Source organism: Bradyrhizobium sp. P2_E8 (assembly GCF_056403875.1).
Genome location: NZ_JBFUES010001779.1, coordinates 1 through 737, shown reverse-complemented (window position 1 = coordinate 737; position 737 = coordinate 1). Strand labels below are relative to the sequence as shown.

1 protein-coding gene and 1 pseudogene are annotated in these 737 nt (G+C 62.7%); one reads left to right on the top strand and one right to left on the bottom strand.

Annotated elements, in window-relative coordinates; genetic code table 11:
- The coding region (locus AC1D00_RS43860; protein ID WP_477015034.1) for a hypothetical protein at positions 1-397 on the top strand (397 nt) is incomplete at its 5' end.
- 11 nt (positions 398-408) lie between these two features.
- Here the strand turns inward: AC1D00_RS43860 and AC1D00_RS43855 are convergent.
- Positions 409-737, bottom strand: a pseudogene (locus tag AC1D00_RS43855) (phosphoribosyltransferase); the annotation flags it as partial.

Here is a 737-nt window from a genome sequence, read left to right as displayed (position 1 = left end):
GCTGATGCCGCGCCAGACCGCCGTTAGGTTCATGTTCGACGGACGTCTCCGGCGGCATCAGGATTGGGATCTGATATTCCGGATGATCCGGGACCAGACGGCGATGTTTCTTTTGCCGAGCCCGACCGTGATCTATCACCTTCAATCCGGGGCCAATGTCAGCCGCACGGCCTCCGTGATGCCGTCGCTGAGATTTCTTGCCCGGCACAGACGCGCGATGAGCCGAAAAAGCATCGCGCGCTTCGTCTCGCTCGAGATCAACCGGCGCAGGCCCAACCATGTCGTCGCGATACGCTCACTGATCGAGGCTTTTCTTGTCGGCGGACTGAGTGCGCGGGAGTGCGCGGCCTATTCCCTGGCGCGGCTGCGATCGTTGGGCGCTCTGGCCAAGCACTGACTCTCCCGGTTCTACCGCGAGCCCAGCTTCAAGGCCCGCTTCGCGACCTTCTCCAGCGCGCCCGTAAAGCCATGCTGGCCCTGCAGCGATTGAAACTTGCGGCTGACCGTCCGGACGTTCTGCCCGAGATAGGCGAGCGATAGCGTATCGGGCTGCAACATGTGCTGGGTCTCGACGCAGAACACGGGCTTGCCGGATATCCGCGCGATCGCGCGCGCCTGCTCCTTCTCGCTTTCGATGAACAGTATCGTATCGCTCGTCTTGTAGAAATCGGCCTTGAAGCCGCCGTGCGCGCCGAGGCGGCGGCGTTCCTCCGCCGATGGCAGATCCAGCATGATCA